The sequence below is a fragment of the Roseovarius mucosus DSM 17069 genome, from assembly GCF_000768555.3.
Taxonomy (GTDB): Bacteria; Pseudomonadota; Alphaproteobacteria; order Rhodobacterales; family Rhodobacteraceae; genus Roseovarius; species Roseovarius mucosus.
Map to the genome: position 1 here is coordinate 394,179 of NZ_KN293991.1, position 21,970 is coordinate 416,148.

Annotated in this window: 21 protein-coding genes; 11 read left to right on the forward strand and 10 right to left on the reverse strand. The window is 60.8% G+C overall.

Annotated elements, in window-relative coordinates; translation table 11 throughout:
• Position 1: 1 nt before the first annotated feature.
• A complete protein-coding gene (locus ROSMUC_RS19675) occupies positions 2-853 on the reverse strand; it encodes a peptidylprolyl isomerase (protein WP_037276535.1) in 852 nt (283 codons plus the stop codon).
• A gap of 192 nt (positions 854-1,045) precedes the next feature.
• Here ROSMUC_RS19675 and secA point away from each other — a divergent pair, with 192 nt between their 5' ends.
• From secA to ROSMUC_RS19690, 3 genes are all read left to right on the forward strand, one after another.
• The gene (secA, locus tag ROSMUC_RS19680; protein ID WP_037276538.1) at positions 1,046-3,742 is read left to right on the forward strand and encodes a preprotein translocase subunit SecA; all 2,697 of its coding nucleotides are present in this window, start codon (positions 1,046-1,048) and stop codon (positions 3,740-3,742) included.
• A 95-nt stretch (positions 3,743-3,837) separates the two neighbouring features.
• Positions 3,838-4,812, forward strand: coding sequence for a hypothetical protein (locus ROSMUC_RS19685; RefSeq protein WP_037276539.1), 975 nt, complete (start codon positions 3,838-3,840; stop codon positions 4,810-4,812).
• Positions 4,813-4,837: 25 nt separating this feature from the next.
• On the forward strand, positions 4,838-6,394 hold the full coding sequence (locus ROSMUC_RS19690; RefSeq protein WP_037276542.1) for a substrate-binding domain-containing protein: 1,557 nt from the start codon (positions 4,838-4,840) through the stop codon (positions 6,392-6,394).
• Positions 6,395-6,400: 6 nt separating this feature from the next.
• Here ROSMUC_RS19690 and radC read toward each other — a convergent pair whose 3' ends face one another.
• The 3 genes from radC to dnaK form a co-directional block, all read right to left on the reverse strand.
• A complete protein-coding gene (gene radC, locus ROSMUC_RS19695) occupies positions 6,401-7,156 on the reverse strand; it encodes a RadC family protein (protein ID WP_037276543.1) in 756 nt (251 codons plus the stop codon).
• Between the two features lie 87 nt (positions 7,157-7,243).
• On the reverse strand, positions 7,244-8,401 hold the full coding sequence (gene dnaJ / locus ROSMUC_RS19700; RefSeq protein ID WP_037276544.1) for a molecular chaperone DnaJ: 1,158 nt from the start codon (positions 8,399-8,401) through the stop codon (positions 7,244-7,246).
• A gap of 78 nt (positions 8,402-8,479) precedes the next feature.
• Positions 8,480-10,387 carry a molecular chaperone DnaK gene (dnaK, locus tag ROSMUC_RS19705; protein WP_037276545.1) on the reverse strand — a complete coding sequence of 636 codons (1,908 nt, stop codon included), beginning with the start codon at positions 10,385-10,387 and terminating at the stop codon, positions 8,480-8,482.
• Between the two features lie 210 nt (positions 10,388-10,597).
• Between dnaK and ROSMUC_RS19710 the strand changes: the two genes are divergently transcribed.
• Positions 10,598-11,206, forward strand: a complete 609-nt coding sequence (locus ROSMUC_RS19710) for an alpha-ketoglutarate-dependent dioxygenase AlkB family protein (protein WP_037276546.1) — start codon at positions 10,598-10,600, stop codon at positions 11,204-11,206.
• A gap of 78 nt (positions 11,207-11,284) precedes the next feature.
• Here the strand turns inward: ROSMUC_RS19710 and ROSMUC_RS19715 are convergent, their stop codons facing one another.
• The 3 genes from ROSMUC_RS19715 to ROSMUC_RS19725 all read right to left on the reverse strand — a co-directional run bounded on the left by ROSMUC_RS19715 (position 11,285) and on the right by ROSMUC_RS19725 (position 12,556).
• On the reverse strand, positions 11,285-11,455 hold the full coding sequence (locus tag ROSMUC_RS19715; protein ID WP_075571776.1) for a YdcH family protein: 171 nt from the start codon (positions 11,453-11,455) through the stop codon (positions 11,285-11,287).
• Positions 11,456-11,577: 122 nt separating this feature from the next.
• Complete coding sequence (locus ROSMUC_RS19720; RefSeq protein ID WP_037276885.1) at positions 11,578-12,351, reverse strand: tRNA1(Val) (adenine(37)-N6)-methyltransferase; 774 nt, start codon at positions 12,349-12,351, stop codon at positions 11,578-11,580.
• The gene (locus ROSMUC_RS19725; protein WP_037276548.1) at positions 12,341-12,556 is read right to left on the reverse strand and encodes a putative signal transducing protein; all 216 of its coding nucleotides are present in this window, start codon (positions 12,554-12,556) and stop codon (positions 12,341-12,343) included. The genes ROSMUC_RS19720 and ROSMUC_RS19725 overlap by 11 nt, the downstream gene beginning before the upstream one ends.
• A gap of 56 nt (positions 12,557-12,612) precedes the next feature.
• Here ROSMUC_RS19725 and ROSMUC_RS19730 point away from each other — a divergent pair, with 56 nt between their 5' ends.
• The gene (locus tag ROSMUC_RS19730; protein ID WP_037276550.1) at positions 12,613-13,614 is read left to right on the forward strand and encodes a polyprenyl synthetase family protein; all 1,002 of its coding nucleotides are present in this window, start codon (positions 12,613-12,615) and stop codon (positions 13,612-13,614) included.
• On the opposite strand, the gene ROSMUC_RS19735 is transcribed toward ROSMUC_RS19730, so the two are convergent.
• From ROSMUC_RS19735 to ROSMUC_RS19745, 3 genes are read right to left on the reverse strand one after another with little or no spacing between them, the layout of a single operon-like run.
• Positions 13,607-14,431, reverse strand: coding sequence for a 4-(cytidine 5'-diphospho)-2-C-methyl-D-erythritol kinase (locus ROSMUC_RS19735; protein WP_037276553.1), 825 nt, complete (start codon positions 14,429-14,431; stop codon positions 13,607-13,609). The two genes, ROSMUC_RS19730 and ROSMUC_RS19735, sit on opposite strands and share 8 nt — an antisense overlap.
• Positions 14,421-16,208 (reverse strand): tetratricopeptide repeat protein, encoded by a 1,788-nt coding sequence (locus ROSMUC_RS19740; protein WP_037276886.1) that lies wholly within the window; start codon positions 16,206-16,208, stop codon positions 14,421-14,423. The genes ROSMUC_RS19735 and ROSMUC_RS19740 overlap by 11 nt, the downstream gene beginning before the upstream one ends.
• A gap of 36 nt (positions 16,209-16,244) precedes the next feature.
• A complete protein-coding gene (locus ROSMUC_RS19745; protein ID WP_037276555.1) occupies positions 16,245-17,894 on the reverse strand; it encodes an electron transfer flavoprotein-ubiquinone oxidoreductase in 1,650 nt (549 codons plus the stop codon).
• Positions 17,895-18,172: 278 nt separating this feature from the next.
• Between ROSMUC_RS19745 and greA the strand changes: the two genes are divergently transcribed.
• The 6 genes from greA (at position 18,173) to ROSMUC_RS19775 (ending at position 21,877) form a co-directional block, all read left to right on the forward strand.
• Positions 18,173-18,643, forward strand: coding sequence for a transcription elongation factor GreA (gene greA, locus ROSMUC_RS19750; RefSeq protein WP_008281312.1), 471 nt, complete (start codon positions 18,173-18,175; stop codon positions 18,641-18,643).
• 14 nt (positions 18,644-18,657) lie between these two features.
• Positions 18,658-19,674: a hypothetical protein gene (locus ROSMUC_RS19755; RefSeq protein WP_037276556.1), complete on the forward strand. Its 1,017-nt coding sequence runs from the start codon at positions 18,658-18,660 to the stop codon at positions 19,672-19,674.
• A 120-nt stretch (positions 19,675-19,794) separates the two neighbouring features.
• A complete protein-coding gene (locus tag ROSMUC_RS19760; protein ID WP_037276558.1) occupies positions 19,795-20,250 on the forward strand; it encodes a universal stress protein in 456 nt (151 codons plus the stop codon).
• An 89-nt stretch (positions 20,251-20,339) separates the two neighbouring features.
• Positions 20,340-20,903, forward strand: coding sequence for a NifU family protein (locus ROSMUC_RS19765; protein WP_037276559.1), 564 nt, complete (start codon positions 20,340-20,342; stop codon positions 20,901-20,903).
• Positions 20,893-21,471 carry a tRNA (adenosine(37)-N6)-threonylcarbamoyltransferase complex dimerization subunit type 1 TsaB gene (gene tsaB / locus ROSMUC_RS19770; protein ID WP_037276561.1) on the forward strand — a complete coding sequence of 193 codons (579 nt, stop codon included), beginning with the start codon at positions 20,893-20,895 and terminating at the stop codon, positions 21,469-21,471. The genes ROSMUC_RS19765 and tsaB overlap by 11 nt, the downstream gene beginning before the upstream one ends.
• Positions 21,461-21,877, forward strand: coding sequence for a GNAT family N-acetyltransferase (locus tag ROSMUC_RS19775; RefSeq protein ID WP_037276562.1), 417 nt, complete (start codon positions 21,461-21,463; stop codon positions 21,875-21,877). Before tsaB ends, ROSMUC_RS19775 begins: the two co-directional genes overlap by 11 nt.
• The last annotated feature ends 93 nt before the right edge of the window (positions 21,878-21,970 follow it).

Below are 21,970 nucleotides of genomic sequence, written 5' to 3' on the forward strand. Positions count from 1 at the left end.
CTCAGTTCTCCAAGAGGTTGGTTTGGTTGATGACAGCGGGGTCCATCGTGCTCGTATCGGTGCGGGTCACGTCGGTAGCGGCCTCGCGCTCGGCGATATAGGCGTCAAAGGCCTCTTGGCGCAGGGTGTTGGTCAACTCATCGCGCACGGCATCAAGGGTGGGACGCTCCTTGACACGGGTCTCGTTGAGCTTGATCACATGCCAGCCAAACTGCGTTTGCACCGGGGCCGAAACAGCGCCCACCTCAAGCGCTGCAACAGCAGCAAAAAACTCGGGCACCATCACACCGTCCCCAAACCATCCCAGATCGCCGCCCGACGGGCCAGAGGGGCCGATGGAACGCTCTTTTGCAAGCTCAGCAAAATTCGCCCCTCCTTCCAACTCGGAAACCAACTCTTGCGCCGCTTCCTCGGTCTCGACCAGAATATGAGCGGCCTTGTATTCGGTTTCCTCCTCGGCTCCGGCATATTGTGCCTCATAGGCCGCCTGCAGACGCTCTTCTGTCATGTCGGCGTTGACCACGTCCTCGGCCACGTCAGCGGCCAGAACGGCGCGACGCTCGTTCTCGAGTTGCAGCGCGGCGGCGCGCGACATCTCGCCCTCATGCGCCTGGCTCAGCAATTCCTGTTGGATCAGTTGATCGAGAACGCCCTTGAAGAGCACCTCGGGGGGCACCTGATCATATTGCGCGGGCAATGCTGCGCGCACCGCCAGCATATGCCCAAGAGTGATGTCGGTGCCGCCTACGGTGGCCATCACCGTATCTGCACTCGGGGTGTCCTGCGCGAAGGCTTGCGTGCCAAGGGCAAGCCCGGTCACGAAGGCTGCGGTCGAAAGCAGGGGGCGAAACATGAAATCATCCTTTGGTGGAGCCCGCAGAGCGGGGGTGCGCGGGTGCGCAGCGTTGACACTCAACCGGCTGGCCCTTACATCGCCTTGAGACCAAGGCAGAACCGCCGTCTTGCGTCCCGTTTTAGGGGGACGCGACAAGAGGGGCAAGCGGTTGCCTGCCACGGATAGGCAAAACACCGGAACGGATAAAACATGTTGGGTATTGGAACGGTCGCCAAAAAGATCTTCGGCACCCCGAATGACCGCAAGATCAAGGCGACACGCCCGCTGATCGCAAAGATCAACGCGCTGGAACCCGAATATCAAGGCCTGAGCGATCAAGCGCTGATAGACAAGACCAATGAGTTCAGAGCTCGGATCGCCGGAGGCGAGAGTCTCGATACCCTCCTGCCCGAAGCCTTTGCCAATTGCCGTGAGGGGGCCCGTCGGGCCTTGGGCCTCCGAGCCTTTGACGTGCAGCTCATAGGTGGAATTTTCCTGCATCAGGGCAATATTGCCGAGATGAAGACCGGCGAAGGCAAGACGCTGGTCGCAACCTTCCCCGCCTACCTCAATGCCCTCTCGGGCAAAGGCGTTCATATCGTCACCGTCAACGACTACCTCGCCAAGCGTGATGCCGAATGGATGGGCAAGGTGTTTGGCGCGCTTGGCATGACCACAGGCGTGGTCTATCCCCAACAACCCGAGTCCGAGAAAAAGGCGGCTTATGCCGCCGACGTGACCTATGCCACCAATAACGAACTCGGCTTTGACTACCTGCGCGACAACATGAAATCTTCACTCGAGGATATGAACCAGCGCGGGCATAACTTTGCCGTGGTCGACGAGGTGGACAGTATCCTGATCGACGAGGCGCGCACGCCCTTGATTATTTCAGGTCCAAGCCAGGACCGCAGCGAACTGTATCAAACGATCAATGCGCTCATCCCGGAGTTGCAGGATGAGCACTACAAGCTGGATGAAAAGACCCGCAACGTTACCTTCACGGAAGAGGGGAACGAGTATCTCGAGAACCTGCTCGTTGCGCGGGGAATTCTGCCCGAAGGACAATCGCTCTATGATCCCGAAAGCACGACCATCGTGCATCACGTCAATCAGGGTCTGCGCGCGCACAAGCTGTTTACCAAGGACAAGGATTACATTGTCCGCGGCGGCGACGTGGTGCTGATCGACGAGTTCACGGGCCGGATGATGGCCGGGCGTCGCCTGTCGGACGGGCTGCATCAGGCAATCGAGGCCAAGGAAGGCTGCACCATCCAACCTGAGAACGTGACCCTCGCCTCTGTCACCTTTCAGAATTACTTCCGCCTATATGACAGGCTGTCGGGCATGACAGGTACCGCCTTGACCGAAGCTGAGGAATTTGGCGAAATCTACGGTCTGGGCGTGGTCGAAGTTCCGACCAACCGGCCCATCGCACGGATCGACAAAGATGACGCCGTTTATCGCACCGCCCGCGAGAAGTTCGATGCTATCGTCGCTGCCATTCGCAGCGCCAATGAAAAGGGCCAACCGACGCTGGTGGGTACCACGTCCATCGAGAAATCCGAGATGCTCAGCAAGTTGCTGACCGATGCCGGGATCGCGCACAACGTGCTCAATGCGCGCCAGCACGAGAAAGAGGCCCAGATCGTTGCCGATGCGGGCAAGCTGGGGGCGGTCACGATTGCCACAAACATGGCCGGACGCGGCACCGACATCAAGCTGGGTGGCAACGTCGAATTCAAGATCATGGAGGCCATCGCCGCCGCCCCCGACGCTGACCCGGAAGACATCCGCAAGCGGATCGAATCCGAACATGCCGCCGACGAAGAGGCGGTCAAAGCCGCGGGTGGCCTCTTTGTCCTTGCCACCGAGCGGCACGAAAGCCGCCGGATCGACAATCAGCTACGGGGCCGCTCTGGCCGTCAGGGCGATCCGGGCAAATCGGCCTTCTTCCTCAGCCTTGAAGACGATCTGATGCGCATCTTTGGCTCTGAGCGGCTGGAAAAGGTGCTGGCGACACTCGGGATGAAAGAGGGCGAGGCGATCATTCACCCTTGGGTCAACAAGTCGCTGGAACGCGCACAGGCCAAGGTCGAAGGGCGCAATTTTGACATCCGCAAGCAATTGCTGAAATTCGACGACGTTATGAACGAGCAGCGCAAGGTGATCTTCAAACAGCGACTCGACATCATGCGCGCCGAGGATCTCAGCGAGATCGTCAAGGACATGCGCGGCGAAGTGATCGACGATCTCGTCGATCAATACATGCCGCCCAAGACTTATGCCGATCAATGGGATACCCAAGGGCTCTATGCGGCCGTGATCGAAAAACTAAATATGGACCTGCCAGTGATCGACTGGGCCGCAGAAGAAGGCGTGGACGACGAAGATATCGTCGCCCGGCTGGACAAGGCCGCCGACGAGATGATGGCGGCCAAGGCGGCGCAATTCGGTCCCGACACGATGCGGATGATCGAGAAGCAGGTTCTGTTGCAGACGATTGACGGCAAATGGCGCGAACATCTGCTGACGCTCGAGCATCTGCGCAGCGTCGTGGGCTTTCGTGGCTATGCACAGCGCGACCCGCTGAACGAATACAAGAACGAGGCGTTCCAGCTCTTCGAGAATATGCTCGACAGCCTGCGTATGGATGTCACGCAGAAGCTGGCGCAGATCCGTCCCATGAGCGAGGCCGAACAACAGCAGCTCATTCAAGAAATGGCGGCACAGCGCGCAGCGATGATGGCGGCGGCGGACACCGGTGAACCGGCTGAAGTCAATGAGAGCGCGTCCCCCGGCTTTGATGAGAATGATCCCGCAACATGGGGCAATCCGGGCCGCAACGATCCGTGTCCGTGTGGATCTGGCAAGAAGTTCAAGCATTGCCACGGGCGGCTGGCCTAGCGCCGACTGCCCGATTGACACCCATTCCCCGCCATATGGGGGCCATTTTTGAAATGTAGCTTCCCCGTGACAATTGATGTGTCAGGGAGAGTGGTATGTCCAAGGCCAGACGTTACATCACCGCAGGCGGCACGCTCGCCTGTGCATTGGGTATAGGCTATTTCATGCAGGCAGGGGCACAGAGCCCCGCGCAGAGCGCCGAACTGGTCCCCGCCCAGACTGTTGAGGCGCCAGTCGAGATCACACAGATCGAGCTGACCTCGGCGGAGGCGGTGCCCCCGATAACCGCGCCAGAGCCTGTGGCTCTGCCAGCAGCCCCTGTGACGCTTGCTGTGGCAGAAGAGGCCCAGCGGACCAACACGTTACCCAAGGAAGAGGTCGCGCCAAGTTTCGCCTGTGATTATGTCATGCAGGCCCGTGCACAGGCCGCTGCCATGGTCGAGGTAACACTCAGCGCGCCCTGCCAGCCCAACACCGGATTTACGCTGCATCACAACGGCATGATGTTCACAGCCGTCACCGATAATAATGGCGAGAGCACGTTGAGCGTGCCCGCTCTGACCGAATCGGCGGTGTTCATCGCAGCCTTTGAGGATGGACAGGGGGCCATTGCCACCGCGACCGTGGACACGCTCGCGCTCTATGACCGCTATGTCGTGCAATGGCGGGGTGGTACCGCGCTGCATGTGCATGCGCTCGAATATGGCGCTGATTTTGGCGGGTCCGGGCATGTCTGGGCCGGTGCGGGTCGGGACATGACGCGCGCACTCAAGGGCGAGGGCGGTTTCCTCACATCCCTAGGCGAGCCGGAAATGGATCAGGCGCTGCGTGCCGAGGTCTATACGTTTCCCACCGGGGCAGCATCTCGGGATGGCACCGTTCTCTTGCAGGTCGAGGCAGAGGTGACAGACGCCAATTGCAGCCGCGATTTCGAGGCGCAATCCATCGCTACCGGCGCAAATGGGCTCGAAGTGCAGGATATCGTGCTGGCAATGCCCGATTGCGACGGGATCGGAGACTTTCTTGTGTTGAAAAACCTGTTCAATGACCTGAAGATCGCGTCCAACTGAAGCGCGGACTTGCAGGGGGCAAGCTATGACAATTCTGCGTGCGGCGATAATCGCCGCACTTTGGTTTTTGGCCCAGCCGGGCGTTGCCCTTGCACAGGATGTCACACTGCGCTCACACGATGGCGCGGTCGAGATTTCCGGCAATCTTTTGGGCTTTGATGGTGAATTTTACCGTGTAGATACGATTTACGGCGAGTTGACGGTCGATGGTTCGGGCGTGGCTTGCGAGGGGCCGGGCTGTCCGGATCTGGAACATTACGTGGCGCGGCTGGTGTTCTCCGGGGCACCTACGATTGGCCGGGTGTTGATGCCCGCGTTGATTGAGGCGTTTGGCATCCGTGGCGGTTATGATGTGACCCGCAATGAAATCAGCCCGCAAGAGTTGGTTTTTACGCTGCATCAGGGTGACGGTACGCTGGTCGGTGAATTCGTCTTTCGCTTGACCAATACCGATGAGGGATTTGCCGATCTTCTTGCGAACGAGGCCGACATTGCCCTGACCCTGCGCGAGGCGCGCCAAGATGAAATCACGCGCGCGCGCGAGGCGGGATTGGGCAACCTGATGGCACCAGGGCAGGTGCGGGTGCTGGCGCTTGATGCCCTCATTCCCGTGGTCGCACCAAGCAATCCGGTTCAGGACATCAGTCTTCGGGAATTGGCGCAGGTGCTGTCGGGCGAGATTACCAATTGGGTCGCTTTGGGGGGACCAGATGCGCCGATAGACGTGCATCTCTGGGACGCAGCCACCGGCATAGGCCAGGCCAGCGTCGATCAGGTGCTGCGCCCCGATGGACGGGACGTTGTGGCCAACGCAGTGCGTCATCCTGACGGCTCCGCATTTGCCGAAGCGGTCGCGCGCGATCCCTTCGCAATTGGTCTGACCACGCGCTCGGAGCAGGGCGACACTTGGGAATTGGCGCTCACGGGGGACTGTGGCTTTGCTCTCAGCGCCACGCGCCGCGCGGTCAAGACAGAGGATTATCCGCTCACGGCGCCCCTCTTCATCTATTTGCCCGCACGGCGGCTGCCGAAACTGGGGCGAGAATTCATGACCTATCTGCGGGATCCCTCGGCGCAGTTGGTGATCCGGCGCGCAGGCTTCGTTGATCAGACCCCTGAAGAGATCGAGATCAACGCGCAAGGCGACCGGTTTGCCAATGCAATTGCGCAGGCTGGCGTAGAAGTGGGGCTGGAGGAGTTGCAGCGCATGGTGCGGGTGCTGGGGCCGCTCAAGCGGTTGACCACCACCTTCCGCTTTGAAGCGGGCTCGATCCGGCTTGACGCGCAATCTCGCTCGAATGCCGAGCAACTGGCCCGGGCGATGGAATTGGGCCATTACGATGCGCGGCGCTTGGTCTTTGTTGGTTTTTCCGACGGGGATGGTCCTGCGGGCACCAATCGCGACATTGCCCTGCGCCGGGCCGAGACGGTGCAGCGTGCCGTGACGCGCGCCGCCGAGACTGCAAATCTGGAGCGGATCGGTCTGGAGTTGGATGCCTTCGGCGAGGCGATGCCAATGGCCTGCGACGACACCGCTTGGGGGCGGCAGGTGAACCGGCGCGTTGAGGTCTGGGTGCGGTAACGCAGCTCAGAGATAGCCCGCAGAGCGAAAGCTGACCTCAGAGGATTTACCAATGACAATATGGTCATGCAGCGTCAGGCCAAGCGCCTCGGCGGCGGTTTGCACCTGTCGTGTCATGTCGATATCAGCGGCAGAGGGCGTGGGATCGCCCGAGGGATGATTGTGCACCAGAATGAGCGCGCTTGCATTGAGATGCAGCGCGCGTTTGACCACCTCACGCGGATAGACCGGCACATGATCCACGGTGCCGCGCGCCTGTTCTTCATCCGCGATGAGAGTATTCTTGCGGTCCAGATAAAATACGCGGAACTGTTCTATCTCGGCATGGGCCATGGTGGTGTGGCAATAGTCGAGCAACGCGTCCCAAGAGGAAATGACCTGACGTTTGAGCACACGGGCGCGGGCCAGACGATGCGCTGCTGCTTCGACGATCTTGAGTTCCGTCGCCACCGCCTCGCCCACGCCGGGCAGCGCGATAAGCCGGTCCATCGGGGCTGAGATGACCCCGTTGAAATCCCCGAAATGCGCCAGCAGCATATGCGCCAACGGTTTCACATCGCGTCGGGGAATGGCGCGAAAGAGCACGAGTTCCAGTAACTCGTAATCCGGCATCGCCGCAGCACCGCCGTCAAGAAAGCGAGCGCGCAGACGGGTGCGGTGATCGCGAATGTAGGAAGGCTGCGTCGCACTCCGTTGTCCCTCTGCCACGTCATTGGCAAAGAGGGGAAGGGGCATGTCGGAGAAGGCGCGGCGTTTGCTCATGCGCCCACATTGTTGCAAGAGCCTTAGCAAAAGGTTAACGAATGCGCGGTGGATGAAAAAACCCGGCCATGTCTGGCCGGGCTTGGTTTAGCTCTTCATCGAGTCCCAGAAACTTCGGACCGATGAGAAAAAGCTCTTGCTCTCGGGGCTGTTATCCTCGCTCAGAGCCTCGAACTCGCGCAAGAGTTCGGTTTGCCGCGCGGTAAGGTTGACCGGCGTTTCCACCGCCATCTCGATGAACATATCGCCAGGAGCCCCGCCACGCAGCGCGGGCATCCCCTTGCCGCGCAGGCGCATCTGCCGACCTGATTGCGATCCCGGCGGGATCTTGACCCGGCTGCGTCCCCCGTCGATGGTGGGCACTTCGATATCGCCTCCTAGGGCCGCCTTGGTCATCGACACAGGGACGCGGCAAAAGAGGTTGGTTTCCTCGCGCTCGAACAGCTCATGCTTGGCCACTTCGATGAAGATATAAAGGTCACCTGACGGACCGCCGCGCATGCCTGCCTCGCCCTCACCCGCAAGCCGGATACGGGTGCCGGTTTCCACCCCGGCCGGGATATTGACCGAGAGCGCGCGATCCTTTTGCACGCGGCCTTGACCCTGACAGCTTTTGCAAGGGTTCTTGATGATCTGTCCCAGACCGCCACAGGTGGGACAAGTCCGTTCAACAGTAAAGAAACCCTGCTGCGCACGCACCTTGCCCATGCCCGAACAGGTGGGACAAGTGCTGGGCTGTGCACCACCTTCGGCCCCGGAGCCCTCGCAGGCATCGCAGGGCACGGCGGAGGGTACCTTGATCGTCTTCTGCAGGCCGGCATAGGCCTCTTCCAGCGTCACACGCAGGTTATAGCGTAGATCGGCACCACGGGCCGCGCGTTGACGTCCGCCGCCACGCCCGCCACCCATGAAATCGCCGAACAGGTCATCGAACACATCCGAGAAAGCAGAGGCGAAATCACCTTGGCCGGCGCCTCCGCCAAAGCCACCCGGACGCGCACCACCCCCGCCCATGCCGCCCTCAAAGGCCGCATGACCGAAACGATCATAAGCCGCTTTCTTGTCGGGGTCTTTGAGCACGTCATACGCCTCTCCTGCCTCTTTGAACTGGCGTTCAGAGTCGGGATTGTCGGCGTTGCGGTCGGGATGCAGTTCCTTGGCCTTCTTGCGATAGGCCTTCTTTATGTCGTCTGCCGAGGCGCCCTTGGACAGCCCGAGCACTTCGTAATAGTCACGTTTGGCCATCGGGGATCTCCTTGGTATAACCCTGTCGGGACCGGTCCGGTGCAATTCCGGATCGGTCCCAGTGGGTCAAGACGGGCCTCAGGCGCGCTTGTTGTCGTCGAGATCCTCGAAATCGGCGTCAAGGATATCATCCTCGTCGCCGCCACGATCGGCTGCACGCGGCTCGTCGTCAGACTCGCTCTGGCTTGACTTGTAGATCGCCTCTCCCAGCTTCATCGACGCTTCGGCCACGTTCTGGATGCCAGATTTGATCTTGCCGACATTGTCGGTCTCAAGTTCGTCCTTGAGTGCGGCAATGGCCAGTTCGATCGCCTCGACCGTGGTCGGATCGACCTTGTCGCCATGCTCCTCGATCGACTTTTCCGTCGCGTTGATAAGGCTTTCGGCCTGATTCCGGGCTTCGACCAACTCGCGACGGGCCTTGTCGGCCTCGGCATTCTCTTCGGCGTCCTTGATCATCTTTTCGATGTCTTCGTCAGACAGACCGCCCGACGCCTGAATCGTGATCTTCTGTTCCTTGTTGGTGCCCTTGTCTTTGGCCGACACCGACACGATGCCGTTGGCGTCGATGTCGAATGTCACCTCGATCTGGGGCATACCGCGCGGTGCGGGCGGGATGTGTTCCAGATTGAACTGGCCCAGCATCTTGTTGTCCGCCGCCATTTCCCGCTCGCCCTGGAACACGCGGATCGTCACAGCCGACTGGTTGTCCTCGGCTGTCGAGAAGATCTGACTCTTGTTGGTCGGAATGGTCGTGTTGCGGTCGATCAGGCGCGTGAACACGCCGCCAAGGGTCTCGATCCCGAGCGACAGCGGCGTCACGTCGAGCAGGACCACATCCTTGACGTCCCCCTGAAGCACACCGGCCTGAATGGCCGCACCCATGGCAACCACCTCATCGGGGTTCACACCCTTATGCGGCTCTTTGCCAAAGAACTTGGTCACTTCCTCGACCACGCGCGGCATGCGGGTCATACCGCCAACAAGGACCACCTCGTCGATATCCGCCGCTGTCAGGCCAGCATCCTTGAGCGCGGCCTTGCAGGGCTTGAGCGAGGCGGTGATGAGATCCCCAACCAGGCTTTCGAGCTTGGCGCGGGTCAGTTTGACGACCATGTGCAGCGGCTGGCCGTTCGACCCCATCGATATGAACGGCTGGTTGATTTCCGTCTGCGAAGAGCTGGACAGCTCGATCTTGGCCTTTTCTGCCGCTTCCTTTAGGCGCTGAAGCGCCATCTTGTCCTTGGTCAGGTCAACGCCATGCTCTTTCTTGAACTCCTCGGCGAGGTAGTTGACGATCCGCATGTCAAAGTCTTCACCGCCAAGGAAGGTGTCGCCATTGGTGGACTTCACCTCAAAGAGACCATCGTCAATCTCGAGGATGGTCACGTCAAAGGTGCCGCCGCCAAGGTCATAGACGGCGATGGTATGCGTATCTTTCTTGTCCAGACCATAGGCCAACGCAGCCGCCGTCGGTTCGTTGATGATGCGCAGCACTTCGAGACCGGCGATTTTACCGGCGTCCTTGGTGGCCTGACGCTGTGCGTCGTTGAAATAGGCGGGCACGGTGATGACGGCCTGCGTCACCTCTTCGCCGAGATAGCTCTCGGCGGTTTCTTTCATCTTGCCGAGGATGAAGGCGGAAATTTGCGAGGGGCTATACTTCTCGCCGCGTGCCTGAACCCAAGCGTCGCCGTTACCACCGTCAATCACGGTGAACGGCATGTTCTTCTTGTCTTTGGCGAGATAGGTGTCGTCAGCGCGACGGCCGATAAGGCGCTTCACACCAAAGATCGTGTTTTCCGGATTGGTCACGGCCTGCCGTTTGGCCGGCTGACCCACAAGACGCTCTGTCTCGGTGAATGCGACGATGGAGGGGGTGGTGCGCGCACCTTCGGAGTTTTCGATCACGCGGGCCTGAGAGCCGTCCATGATCGCGACGCAGCTGTTGGTGGTGCCGAGGTCAATACCAATAACTTTGGCCATGTTGTTCGATCCCTTCTAACTTAGGCGATGTGACAGAGGCCCGACCCGTTCCGGCATCCGGCCCCCGGTGAATTACAGGTCTGCTCGTAGCGTGACCAGTGTTTCCGGGCGTATATAGGCAGGGGATTGTGCCCCTGCAAGCGGTGGCTGCGGGGCAATTCCTCGAATTTGGTCCGAATTGGTGCTGTCCGGCACAAAAGGAGACAGAGGATGTCAGAGCCCACGCTGATTCTGCGGGATGTCGCAATCTACAAAGGGTGGCTTGATCTTGGGGAACAGGCGGCACTTGTTACCGCTTTGCGCGATGTCGTGGCTCGAGCACCGCTCTTTCAGCCCGTGACGCCCACCGGCCGCGCGATGAGTGTGCGAATGACCTCGGCGGGCCGCTATGGCTGGATCAGTGACGGGCAAAGGTATCGTTATGCTCGCCACCATCCGGACGGTATGGCCTGGCCTCCGATTCCCGAGCCTGTTCTAGCAATCTGGCGTGCCTTGGTTAGCGAAACGCGCCTTCCCGATTGTTGCTTGATCAATCATTACACGACAGAGGCGCGCATGGGTCTCCATCAGGATCGCGACGAGGTCGATTTCAGTTGGCCGGTGCTGTCGGTCTCTTTGGGGGATGACGCGCTCTTTCGCATCGGAAATCTGACACGTGGCGGCAAGACCGACTCTCTCTGGCTCGCGTCTGGCGATGTGGTGGTGATGGGGGGTGCGGCGCGGTTGGTTTATCACGGGATTGACCGGATCAGACCCGGCAGTTCCAGCCTCTTGCGCGGGGGAGGGCGGATCAATCTTACCTGCCGGGTGGTTATGTGACGCGCAATGCCGCAGCTCATGAAAAAGGCCTTGTCCGCAAGCCAGCGGACAAGACCCGTGATGAGATATCCGGCGCTGTCAGGCGCTGACAGAAAGGCGCTCGATTTCTTCCTTGATCTTGAGTTTCTGCTTCTTCAGCTCCGCGATTTCTAGCGTGCTGCTGCCCGGCGCGCGCTGCGCCCGTTCCACTTGTTCCGAGAGCGCGAGATGTTTCTTCTTCAGTTCTTCGATATGCGAACTCAAGCTCATGGGCAGTCTCCTCTGTGGTGTGGGTGTGTCTATTCGACATGGGAAGTGCACCACATTTTTACAATACTGTCACGCTGCACTTGCAAACTGCGCGGCGCTTTGCCTGCGGCATTTTAAGTAAATCAGGCAGGGAATGGCAGCGCTGCTGCCTTCCTGAGCACATCCGAGGTGGCGGAGGTGTAATCTTCTCCATCCTGCCCGTGATTTTCGCCGGCGTGCAGCAGCCAGCCATCGTGCAGTCGTAGTGCTGCGCGTCCGTTCTTGCGCCCCCGAAGCAGAAACAGCCGCGCCGCACGGCCCCGGCGCGGTATCAGCGGCAGAATCTCGATGCTGCCCAGATGTGCCGCCATCGCCGCCAGAAGATCCGGCAATCGCTCTGCCCTCTGAATGAAGGTCACGGTGCCCCCTGCGCGCGTGCGCCTGGCCGCGGCGCGCACCCAGTCCGCCAGCGGTAGCGCCTCGCCCATCGCCCGCTCGCGGCCGGCATCCTCGGCGGCGGTGCTGTGGCTTCGGTCGAAATAGGGAGGGTTGGCGATCACGTGATCGAATTGCTTCGCGCGCAGGGCGGCGGGCATGTCGGCAATGTCGCCCTCTGTTACCTCGAGCGACAGACTGTTGGCCGCAGAGTTTCGGAGTGCGAGGGCCACATAGGCGGGCTGAATCTCCAGCCCCGCAAGCACGACGCCCGGCACCCGCGCCGCAACGCAAAGCGCGGCGATTCCCGATCCGCACCCCAGATCAAGCAGGCTCTGACCCGCCCGGGCTGGCACGCTGGCTGCCAGCAGCACCGGATCAATTCCGGCGCGATAGCCCGTCTTTGGTTGCGCAATCCGCAGTCGCCCCCCCAAAAAGGCGTCGTGGCTCAGGTCTTCCTCGGCAAAAGGCTCAGTCCTCAAGCGAGAACCCATTGTCGATGAGCGTGATCCGCGCGTCCTCATAATCCTCGTTGGCGACCATCAGGCGCCTTGGAAAGACCCCGATCGAACCCTCAAGGATGCTCATGTTTACGTCCATTTCAAAGCAGTCTATACCCTCGCCCTGAAGAAGAGCCTGAGCAAAGGCGATGGACGCAATGTCATTGGTTCGCAAAAGTTGTTTCATGGGCCATAGATAAGAGCAGGGCGCGCACTATGTCGAGCCATGTTGACGGGGGACTTATGGGATTGGATGAAATCGCCACGAAACCGCACGAACAATTGGCCGCGCATCTTGCGGTCAGGATGGATGCGGTCAATCTCTTGATCCGCGAGCGGATGGCGTCCCGCCATGCACCGCGCATCCCGCAAGTGACCGCGCATCTGGTCGAGGCAGGGGGCAAGCGCCTGCGCCCCATGCTGGTTCTCGCGGCAGCGGATCTGTGCGGTTACGATGGTCCTTTCGACGTGCATCTGGCGGCGACGGTTGAGTTCATTCACACGGCCACGCTTCTGCATGATGACGTGGTGGATGAGAGCGCTCAGCGGCGCGGGCGCCCCACCGCCAACCTGCTTTGGGACAATAAATCCAGCGTTCTGGTCGGCGACTATCTTTTCGCCCGTGCTTTTCAGTTGATGGTCGAGCCCGGATCACTCCGGGTTCTCGACATTCTCTCCAACGCTTCGGCTACGATTGCCGAGGGCGAGGTGCTGCAACTGAGCGCGGCGCAGGACCTAGCAACGACCGAGGAAATCTACCTCCAAGTGGTGCGCGGCAAGACAGCGGCGCTCTTTTCTGCCGCGACCGAAGTGGGGGGCGTGATTGCGGGCGCGCCAGAGGATCACGTCAAGGCGCTCTTCGAGTATGGCGATGCGCTCGGGATCGCCTTTCAGATCGTCGATGACCTGCTTGATTATCAGGGCGACGTCAAATCCACCGGCAAGAACGTCGGTGATGATTTCCGTGAGCGCAAACTGACCCTGCCGGTGATCAAGGCGGTGGCAGCAGCCAATGCCGAAGAGCGCGCTTTCTGGAAACGCACCATCGAAAAGGGCGATCAACAAGAGGGCGATCTGGAGCATGCCTTGACGCTGATGCGATCACAGGGGGCCCTGGAGCAAACCCGCGCCGAAGCGCTGGAATGGGCCGCACGTGCGCGCAGCGCGATTTCCGTGTTGCCGGATCATCCGGTGCGGCGCATGCTTGATGCGCTTGCTGGCTATGTGGTGGCGCGGATCAGCTAAGCCGCGTGGCCTGCACCCACCAACCGGGGTGTGCGGCACTCAGCGATTGTGCAGCGCGCGTGGCGGTCGCGGTATCGGGATAGAGCCCGAAACAGGTGGCTCCTGATCCGGACATCCGCGCAAGGGCACAGTGCCGCGTCGATGCAATCTCTTGCAGGACATTGGCCACTACCGGCGCTTCGGCAATAGCCGCATCTTGCAGGTCGTTGCGTTGCGCGCCCAGCCAGTTGATCAGAGCGGTGGCGTCAGGCCATTTGGGCAATTGCGCAGGCATCGCCGGATTGGCGCGCTGTGTAAGCCTGCGAAAGATCGCTGGCGTCGAGACCGGCACACCGGGATTGACCAGCACGGCATCAAGCGTGGGCAAGCCGTCCAACGGCACGACCTCCTCGCCAATCCCACGCATCCGCGCGGCGCGTGCAATCAGGCAAACCGGCACATCGGCCCCAAGCGCCGAGACATCGCTTGGCACCGGCAGACGGCACATCTCCGAGAGCGCGCGCAGGCAGGCCGCCGCATCGCTGGACCCGCCGCCAATGCCCGCCGCGGCTGGCAGATACTTTTCGAGCGTTATATCCGCGGTGATCCCCATCAGTGCAGCCGCCCGCAGCACAAGGTTGTCAGCGCCCGTCGGCACACCCTCGGCCATCGGACCGGTCACGCTTAGCAGAGGTTCGGGCGCAAGTCGCAGGCGCAGGCGGTCGCCCATATCGGCAAAGACCACCAGGGAATCAAGCAGGTGGTAGCCATCCGGCCGACGCCCGGTGACATGCAATGATATGTTTATCTTGGCGGGGGCGAATCCGTCAGTTGCCATCTTTGACAAGTTTCAGCGGCTCCGCGCCTTCGTCCTTCAGCACCTGATCCAGCCCGACTTCCAGCTTGCGGCGCACGCGCTCTGGCTCCAGGTCGGGCGAGGGTTCGCTTTCATTCAGGGACAATGCGCGTTTCCACTGAAACCGCGCCTCTACCTTGCGGCCCACAGCCCAGAGAACATCTCCAAGATGGTCATTGACCACCGGATCGGTCGGCATCAACTCGGCGGCGCGCTCCATCTGCACGATGGCCTCTTCATAGCGTCCAAGACGATAGAGCACCCATCCCAGACTATCGACGATATAGCCGCTGTCGGGCTGTGCCGCGACGGCGCGCTCGATCATGTTCAACGCCTCATCTAGATTGATCTGCTTTTCCACCATCGTGTAGCCGAGATAATTCAATACCTGCGGATGATCCGGGTTCAATTCCAATGCACGACGAAAATCGGCTTCGGCCTCGGGCCAGTTGTCCAGCCGCTCGTGGCTGATGGCGCGGGCATAACGCACGAACCACTGATCGTTGCCCCGCGCCTGATAGAGATCGAGCGCTTGGTCATAGGCTGGCACCGCAGCAGCAAAGTTCTCTTGTGACCGGTAGAGGTCGCCAACCGCAACATGCACCTCCGCTAGGTTGGGATAGTCTCGCGCCAATTGCTCCAGCACTTCGATGGCCGCGTCCGGTTTGCCTGCGCGGCGCAACACGTCGCTGCGCCCGAGTTCCGCCAGATGATACGAGGGATGATCGCGCGGCACTTTTTTATAGGCTTCAATGGCCAGATCGAACCGCTCCAGATCCTCTAATAGGCCAGCGGCCATCAACACCGCATCGACATGGGCAGGCTTGATCATCTCTGCCACACGGGCATAGATCAGGACATATTCGTCATTGGCCTCTTGCATGAGCGCGCGACCGAGCGAGAAAAATACTTCGGCAACCCCGTCCGACGCGCTGTTGACCAGATCGAATGGCACGCTCTCTCCCGCCGCAAGCCGTGCGCGGAGGGTTTCAATCTCGGGATCGAGATCGGTGCCAAATGTATCGTCGATAATGGTGACGGCGCGCCCGTGTTCTCCCAGTTGGCTCAGAACCTGTGACCAGCCGATAACACCGCGCCGTGTGCGCTGAATGGGTCCGTCATCCTCGCCGCTGAACACTTTGTCCGCGCCTTCGAAATCCCCAACCGAAGCCAGCGCCAAAGCTTTGTGGTAAATTGCAAAGCTGCGCAGTCCGCGCTCTTGCGCCACGGCATCGAATCGCGACAGCGCCGATGTCATGTCGCCCTTGCCCAGATCGGCCCATGCCGAAATCATCCCATCCGCAAGATCGCCAACGCCACGCTTCTCTTCGATCCGTTTCAAGAGCGCATCCCATTGCCCTTTTCGCGTCTCGTCGGCAACAAGCGCCATCTGGCTTACCTGGCTTCGCAGCCCGTCCGCCTCGATTTTGCGTGCGACGGCAACGGCGGGCTCCAGCTTGCCCAAGGCAAGATAGGCCACAGTCGCATTCTCAAGCAGCGCCGGATTGGATGGATCACGGGTGAGTGCCTGCGCATAATACTGGGCGGCGGCGGAAAAATCGCCCGTCGCGCGTGCCTGTTGCGCTGCAAGATAGGCCCCGGCGGATGGCTCTGCCATGAGGGGCAGGGGCATGACCTGCAAAAGGGCGGTGAATGCAAGCGCCGTAAGGGGTCGATAGGTCACGCTGTCCTGCCTTTTATGGTCCGGTTCGATGCAAACGTAATATGCCCGCCCCCCCAAGGCAATGCGGCGCGGCACAATTGCCACGCCGCATTCCCGAACATCACGTTCTGCTTACATATTGGGATAGTTTGGCCCATCCCCACCCTGCGGCGTGACCCAGTTGATGTTCTGGCTCGGGTCCTTGATATCGCAGGTCTTGCAATGCACGCAGTTCTGAAAGTTGATGACGAAACGCGGGTCCTTGCCCTCTTCGCGAACCACCTCATAAACGCCCGCCGGGCAATAGCGCTGCGCGGGTTCGTCATATTTCGGCAGGTTCACGCCAATCGGCACCGATGAATCTTTCAAGTGCAGGTGCGCGGGCTGACTTTCCTCGTGATTGGTCATCGAGAAGCTGACATTGGTCAGCCGGTCAAAGCTCAGCTTTCCATCGGGTTTGGGATAGTCGATGGGCTTGTGTTTCGCTGCCGGTTCGGTCGCGGCGGCATCGGTCTTGCCATGGCTCAGCGTGCCCAGCAGGCTGAACCCGATGGTGTTGGTCCACATATCGAACCCACCAAGGCCGAGCGAGGCAAGAAGGCCATATTTCGACCAGAGCGGTTTGACGTTGCGCACCTTTTTCAGGTCCTTGCCGATCGCACCGCTGCGCACCTCGGTCTCGTAGTCGCTCAACTCATCGCTGGCGCGCCCTGCGGCCAGCGCCGCATGCGCCGCCTCTGCCGCGGCCTTGCCCGAGAGCATGGCGTTGTGGTTGCCCTTGATCCGCGGCACGTTGACCATGCCCACCGAACATCCCAAGAGCGCCACGCCCGGAGCAACCATCTTGGGCATCGACTGATATCCGCCTTCGGAAATCGCGCGCGCGCCGTAGGCCACGCGCTTGCCGCCCTTGAGCAGATCGGCCACCATCGGATGATGCTTGAACCGCTGGAATTCCATATAGGGGAAAAGGTAGGGGTTTTTGTAGTTCAGATGCACCACGAAACCCACATAGACCTGATTGTTCTCAAGGTGATAGATGAACGATCCGCCACCGGCGTTGCTGCCAAGCGGCCAGCCCATCGTATGCGTGACTGTGCCGGGACGATGCTTGGCGGGGTCGATCTCCCAGATCTCCTTCATGCCGAGGCCGAATTTCTGCGGCTCCTTGCCCTTGGAGAGATCGTATTTGGCGATGACCTCTTTTGCGAGCGAACCGCGCACCCCCTCGCTCAGGAACACGTATTTGCCGTGCAATTCCATCCCCGGCTCGTAATTCGGACCGGGGGTGCCGTCTTCGTTCTTGCCGAACTCGCCAGCCACGACGCCCTTGACCTCGCCGTGCTCGCCATAAACCAGCTCCGAACAGGACATGCCCGGGAAGATCTCGACGCCCAGTTCCTCGGCCTGTTCGGCCATCCAGCGACAGACATTGCCCATCGAGACGATGTAATTGCCGTGGTTGTTCATCAGGGGGGGCATCGGCAAATTCGGCACCCGGATCTTGCCCGCCTCGCCCAGCATGTAAAAGTTGTCCTCGGTCACCGGCGTGTTGAGCGGCGCGCCGCGCTCTTTCCAATCCGGGATCAGCGCATCAAGACCGCAGGGATCCAGCACCGCGCCGGACAGGATATGCGCCCCCACCTCTGACCCCTTTTCAAGCACCACAACGGCGCAATCGGGATCAAGCTGCTTGAGGCGGATCGCCGCCGAGAGACCGGCCGGGCCCGCGCCCACGATCACAACGTCATATTCCATCGTCTCGCGTGTTGTCTCGGTCATCGTCCTCATCCTTTTCCCGGGGCGCGGCTATCAAGGCTTGTCGCGCAACAAAGTTGCGAGTGTGACTAGCCTGCGCATGTGTCAAGCGTCAATTGAAACACGACGTAAAACCAATTGGAAAACGGCAATTTGTCACGCGACAGCGGCCTAATCTCGCGCGCTCCGCGATCCGCTCTTGCAATCGGGCGCGCGCTTCGGGCAATCTGCTTCGAAATTCGAGATGTGATGTGACGGGGCCTGCTATCCAGCGGCCCCGCTTCTGACAATGGACGGTTGATATGGAAAAGATACCGATGACGGCTGGCGGCCATGCCGCGCTTGAGGTCGAGTTGAAGCAGCTGAAATCGGTCGAGCGACCGGCGATCATCCGTGCGATTGCCGAGGCGCGCGAGCATGGTGACCTGAGCGAGAATGCCGAGTATCATTCCGCCAAGGAGAAACAGTCCTTCATCGAAGGCCGGATCAAGGAACTCGAGGGTATCCTGAGCCTTGCCGAGGTGATCGACCCGGCCAAGCTGTCGGGCCCGATCAAGTTCGGCGCAACCGTGACGCTGGTGGACGAGGACTCAGGCGAAGAACGCACCTATCAGATCGTGGGCGAGCATGAGGCCAGCATCGAAAAAGGGCTTTTGAACATAAAATCGCCGATTGCCCGGGCGCTCATCGGCAAAGAAGAGGGCGATAGCGTCGAAGTGCGAACGCCCGGTGGTGATCGCGGCTATGAGGTGATAAAGGTCGCCTATATCTGATCAGGCACCCTATCATGCGCCCAGCCCGCACCGAAAATAGCCCCGCCAAGGGGTTTGACTCAAAATCCGAAGCCGAAGGAGTCACCTCGATCGAATGGATTGCGGTGGCTCTTTCTGCGCTGTGGCTTTTGGGCTCAGCGGTGTTTTTTCTGGTTCTTACCCCACGAGAGGAAACTGGCGGCGGCGCGCTGCAATTCGTCATCGTTTTGATTGCGGTCTTCATGCCTGTGGCGATGATTTGGGTTGGGGCGACTGCCGCCCGCACCAGCCGCGTGATGCGCGAGGAGAGCCGCCGCCTGCGCGCGGCCATTGACGCAATCCGCGCGGCCTATCTAGCTCAGAGCCAGACGATTGGTCAGGCCGTGGACAAGACTGTCAGCCAAAAGCTCGACGAAATCGCCGCCGCTCAACGCAAAACCGAAACGGCATTGGCGACGTTTTCCTCGATCCGCGCGGGCATGCCCGAACCGCGCCCGATACTGGCCCCGGTCCCCTCGCCCAGCGACCCCGGCGATCAGGTGTCGCTGCCGCTTGGTACCTCTGCCGAGGATATTCAGGCCCCGCTCGAGCGCGCTGATTTTATTCGCGCTCTGAATTTCCCCGACAACCCCGAGGACAAGGTCGGCTTTGCCGCTCTGCGTCGCGCGCTCAAGGATCGGCCCACCGCTCAATTGATCCGCGCCTCGCAGGATATCCTGACGTTGATGTCACATGATGGCATCTATATGGACGATCTGCGCCCCGATATGGCCCGCCCCGAGGTATGGCGCCGCTTTGCCGGGGGAGAGCGTGGTCGCACCATCGCCGCCTTGGGCGGTATCCGCGACCGCTCGTCTCTGGCGTTGACGGCAGCCCGAATGAAGCAGGACATGATCTTTCGCGATGCGGCGCATCATTTCCTGCGTCGCTTTGACAAGATGTTTACCCAGTTTGCCGAGACCGCGAGTGATGCCGAAATTTCGGAGCTTTCCGAAACCCGCACCGCCCGCGCCTTTATGCTTTTGGGGCGCGTTGCGGGCACTTTCGACTGATCCTTCCTCGGTTTCATATGACCTCGAATACCCCCGACGGGCGAGGTGCAGAGCCCCCCGACTCTGCGATTGCCCCCAAGAAAAATCCACGGCATGATGCGCGCCTGAGGAGATAGACCGATGCGCAAGTTTCTCGTCGTGCTGGATGACAGCCGCGAATGTCTCAATGCGATGCGCTTTGCCGCGATGCGCGCCGCCCACACCGGGGCCGGGGTAGAAATCCTCGCGGTGATCCCGCCCGAGGAATTCAACCACTGGATCGGGGTGGGTGACCTTATGCGCGAGGAACAGCGCGAGCGGATCGAGGCGCATTTCGAGGTCTTTGCCAAATGGATGCGCGACAAGCAGGGGATCAACCCGGAGCTGGTGATCCGCGAAGGTGATCCGGCGGTCGAGATCATCGCGCAGGTCCAGGATGATCCGGCGATCGGCGTGCTGGTTCTGGGGGCTGCCGCTGGCAAGAAGGGGCCGGGCCCGCTGGTCACGCAGCTGACCAAGACCGCCGGCACATTGCCGATTCCGATCACTATCGTGCCCGGCGATCTCACCAAGGAACGGCTCGAGGCCATAACCTGAGGCCGGCGAGCCTCAGTTTAGAATCGTTCCAATCCTTGACAGTACAGGGCGTCGGGCGCATATCTTGGGCAACCACGAAAGGGCGCGCCATGTTCATCCAGACCGAATCCACACCCAATCCCGCGACACTGAAATTCCTGCCCGGTCAGACCGTGCTCGAGGCTGGCACCGCAGATTTCCCGAGTGCCGAGAAATCCGGTAGCTCCCCGTTGGCTGAGCGTATTTTCCGCGTGCCGGGCGTGTCTGGTGTGTTTTTCGGCAATGATTTCGTGACCGTGACCAAGGGTGAAGCGATCGAATGGGACCATATCAAACCCGCTATTCTGGGTGCGATCATGGAACATTACCAGTCCGGTCAGCCGGTCATGCTGGGCGAGGGCGGCGGTGCGTCGGGTCATGCCGAACACACCGGCGAGGATTCTGTGATCGTGAACCAGATCAAGGAATTGCTCGACACCCGCGTGCGCCCGGCCGTGGCGCAGGATGGGGGCGACATTACCTTTCACGGCTTTGACCGCGGCGTCGTCTATCTTCACATGCAGGGTGCTTGCGCGGGCTGTCCGTCTTCGACCATCACGCTCAAGATGGGGATCGAGAATCTGCTGCGCCACTACATCCCCGAGGTGACAGAGGTGCGTCCTGTTGGTCTCTGAACCACTGATACTGGCGTTTGACACATCGGCCGCGCATTGCGCGGCCGCTTTGTTGCGGGGGAATCAGGTCTTGGTTGCGCGTACCGAAGTGATGGGGCGCGGACAGGCCGAACGCCTCATGCCTCTGTTGCAGGAGATTCTGGAACAGGCCGGGATCACATGGTCCGACCTTGACCGCATTGGTGTGGGCGTCGGCCCCGGAAATTTCACTGGCATTCGAATTTCCGTGGCGACCGCACGGGGACTGGCCCTCAGCCTTGGGATTCCGACAATCGGAATCAGCACGCTTGACGCAATCCGCGCGCAGGGGCGTGCGGGGACGCCCTGCGTGCCAGCGCCTCGTGACATGGCCTATATTCAGACCGGCAAGGATGCGCCGGAACTGGTGGAGATCGCCACTGTCGCCGATCCTGTCCTGCCGCCCGATCCCGCCCACCTGGCTGAACTGATGGCGCGTCTGGCCGTTCAGGCACCGCAGGAAAGCCCGCCGCCTGCGCCGCTTTATGTGCGCCCCGCCGATGCCGCCCCCGCGCGCGATTTGCCGCCAGTGGTTCTTGATGACGCCTGAGACCCTCTCTACCTGCCACGCCCGCGCCTTTGCCAATTCGGGCCGCGCCTGGTCCGCCGAGGAATTCGCGACGCTTCTGGACAGTGCCTTCGTTTTCGTCTTGGGCGACGCGCGGGCCTTTTTGTTGGCCCGCGTGATCGCGGATGAGGCCGAAGTGCTGACACTCGCCACAGACCCCGATCATCGGCGCAAAGGTCTGGCGCGGGTCTGTCTGAGCGCCTTCGAGGCACGCGCGCGGGCACGCGGCGCAATCACGGCCTTACTTGAGGTGGCCGAGGACAATGCTCCCGCATTGGCGCTCTATCGCGCCGCAGGCTATCGGGAAACCGCGCGCCGTGCCGGATATTATGCCCGCAACCAAGGGCCCAAGGTCGCTGCCCTGATCCTGAGCAAGACGCTGGACTGATGGGAATGGCCCTTCGATAGGTCCAGTTGTAAGAAAATCATCAGACCTGCACGGCTCTGCACGCCCCCCGCCCTTGCAAAGCGACTGGACATG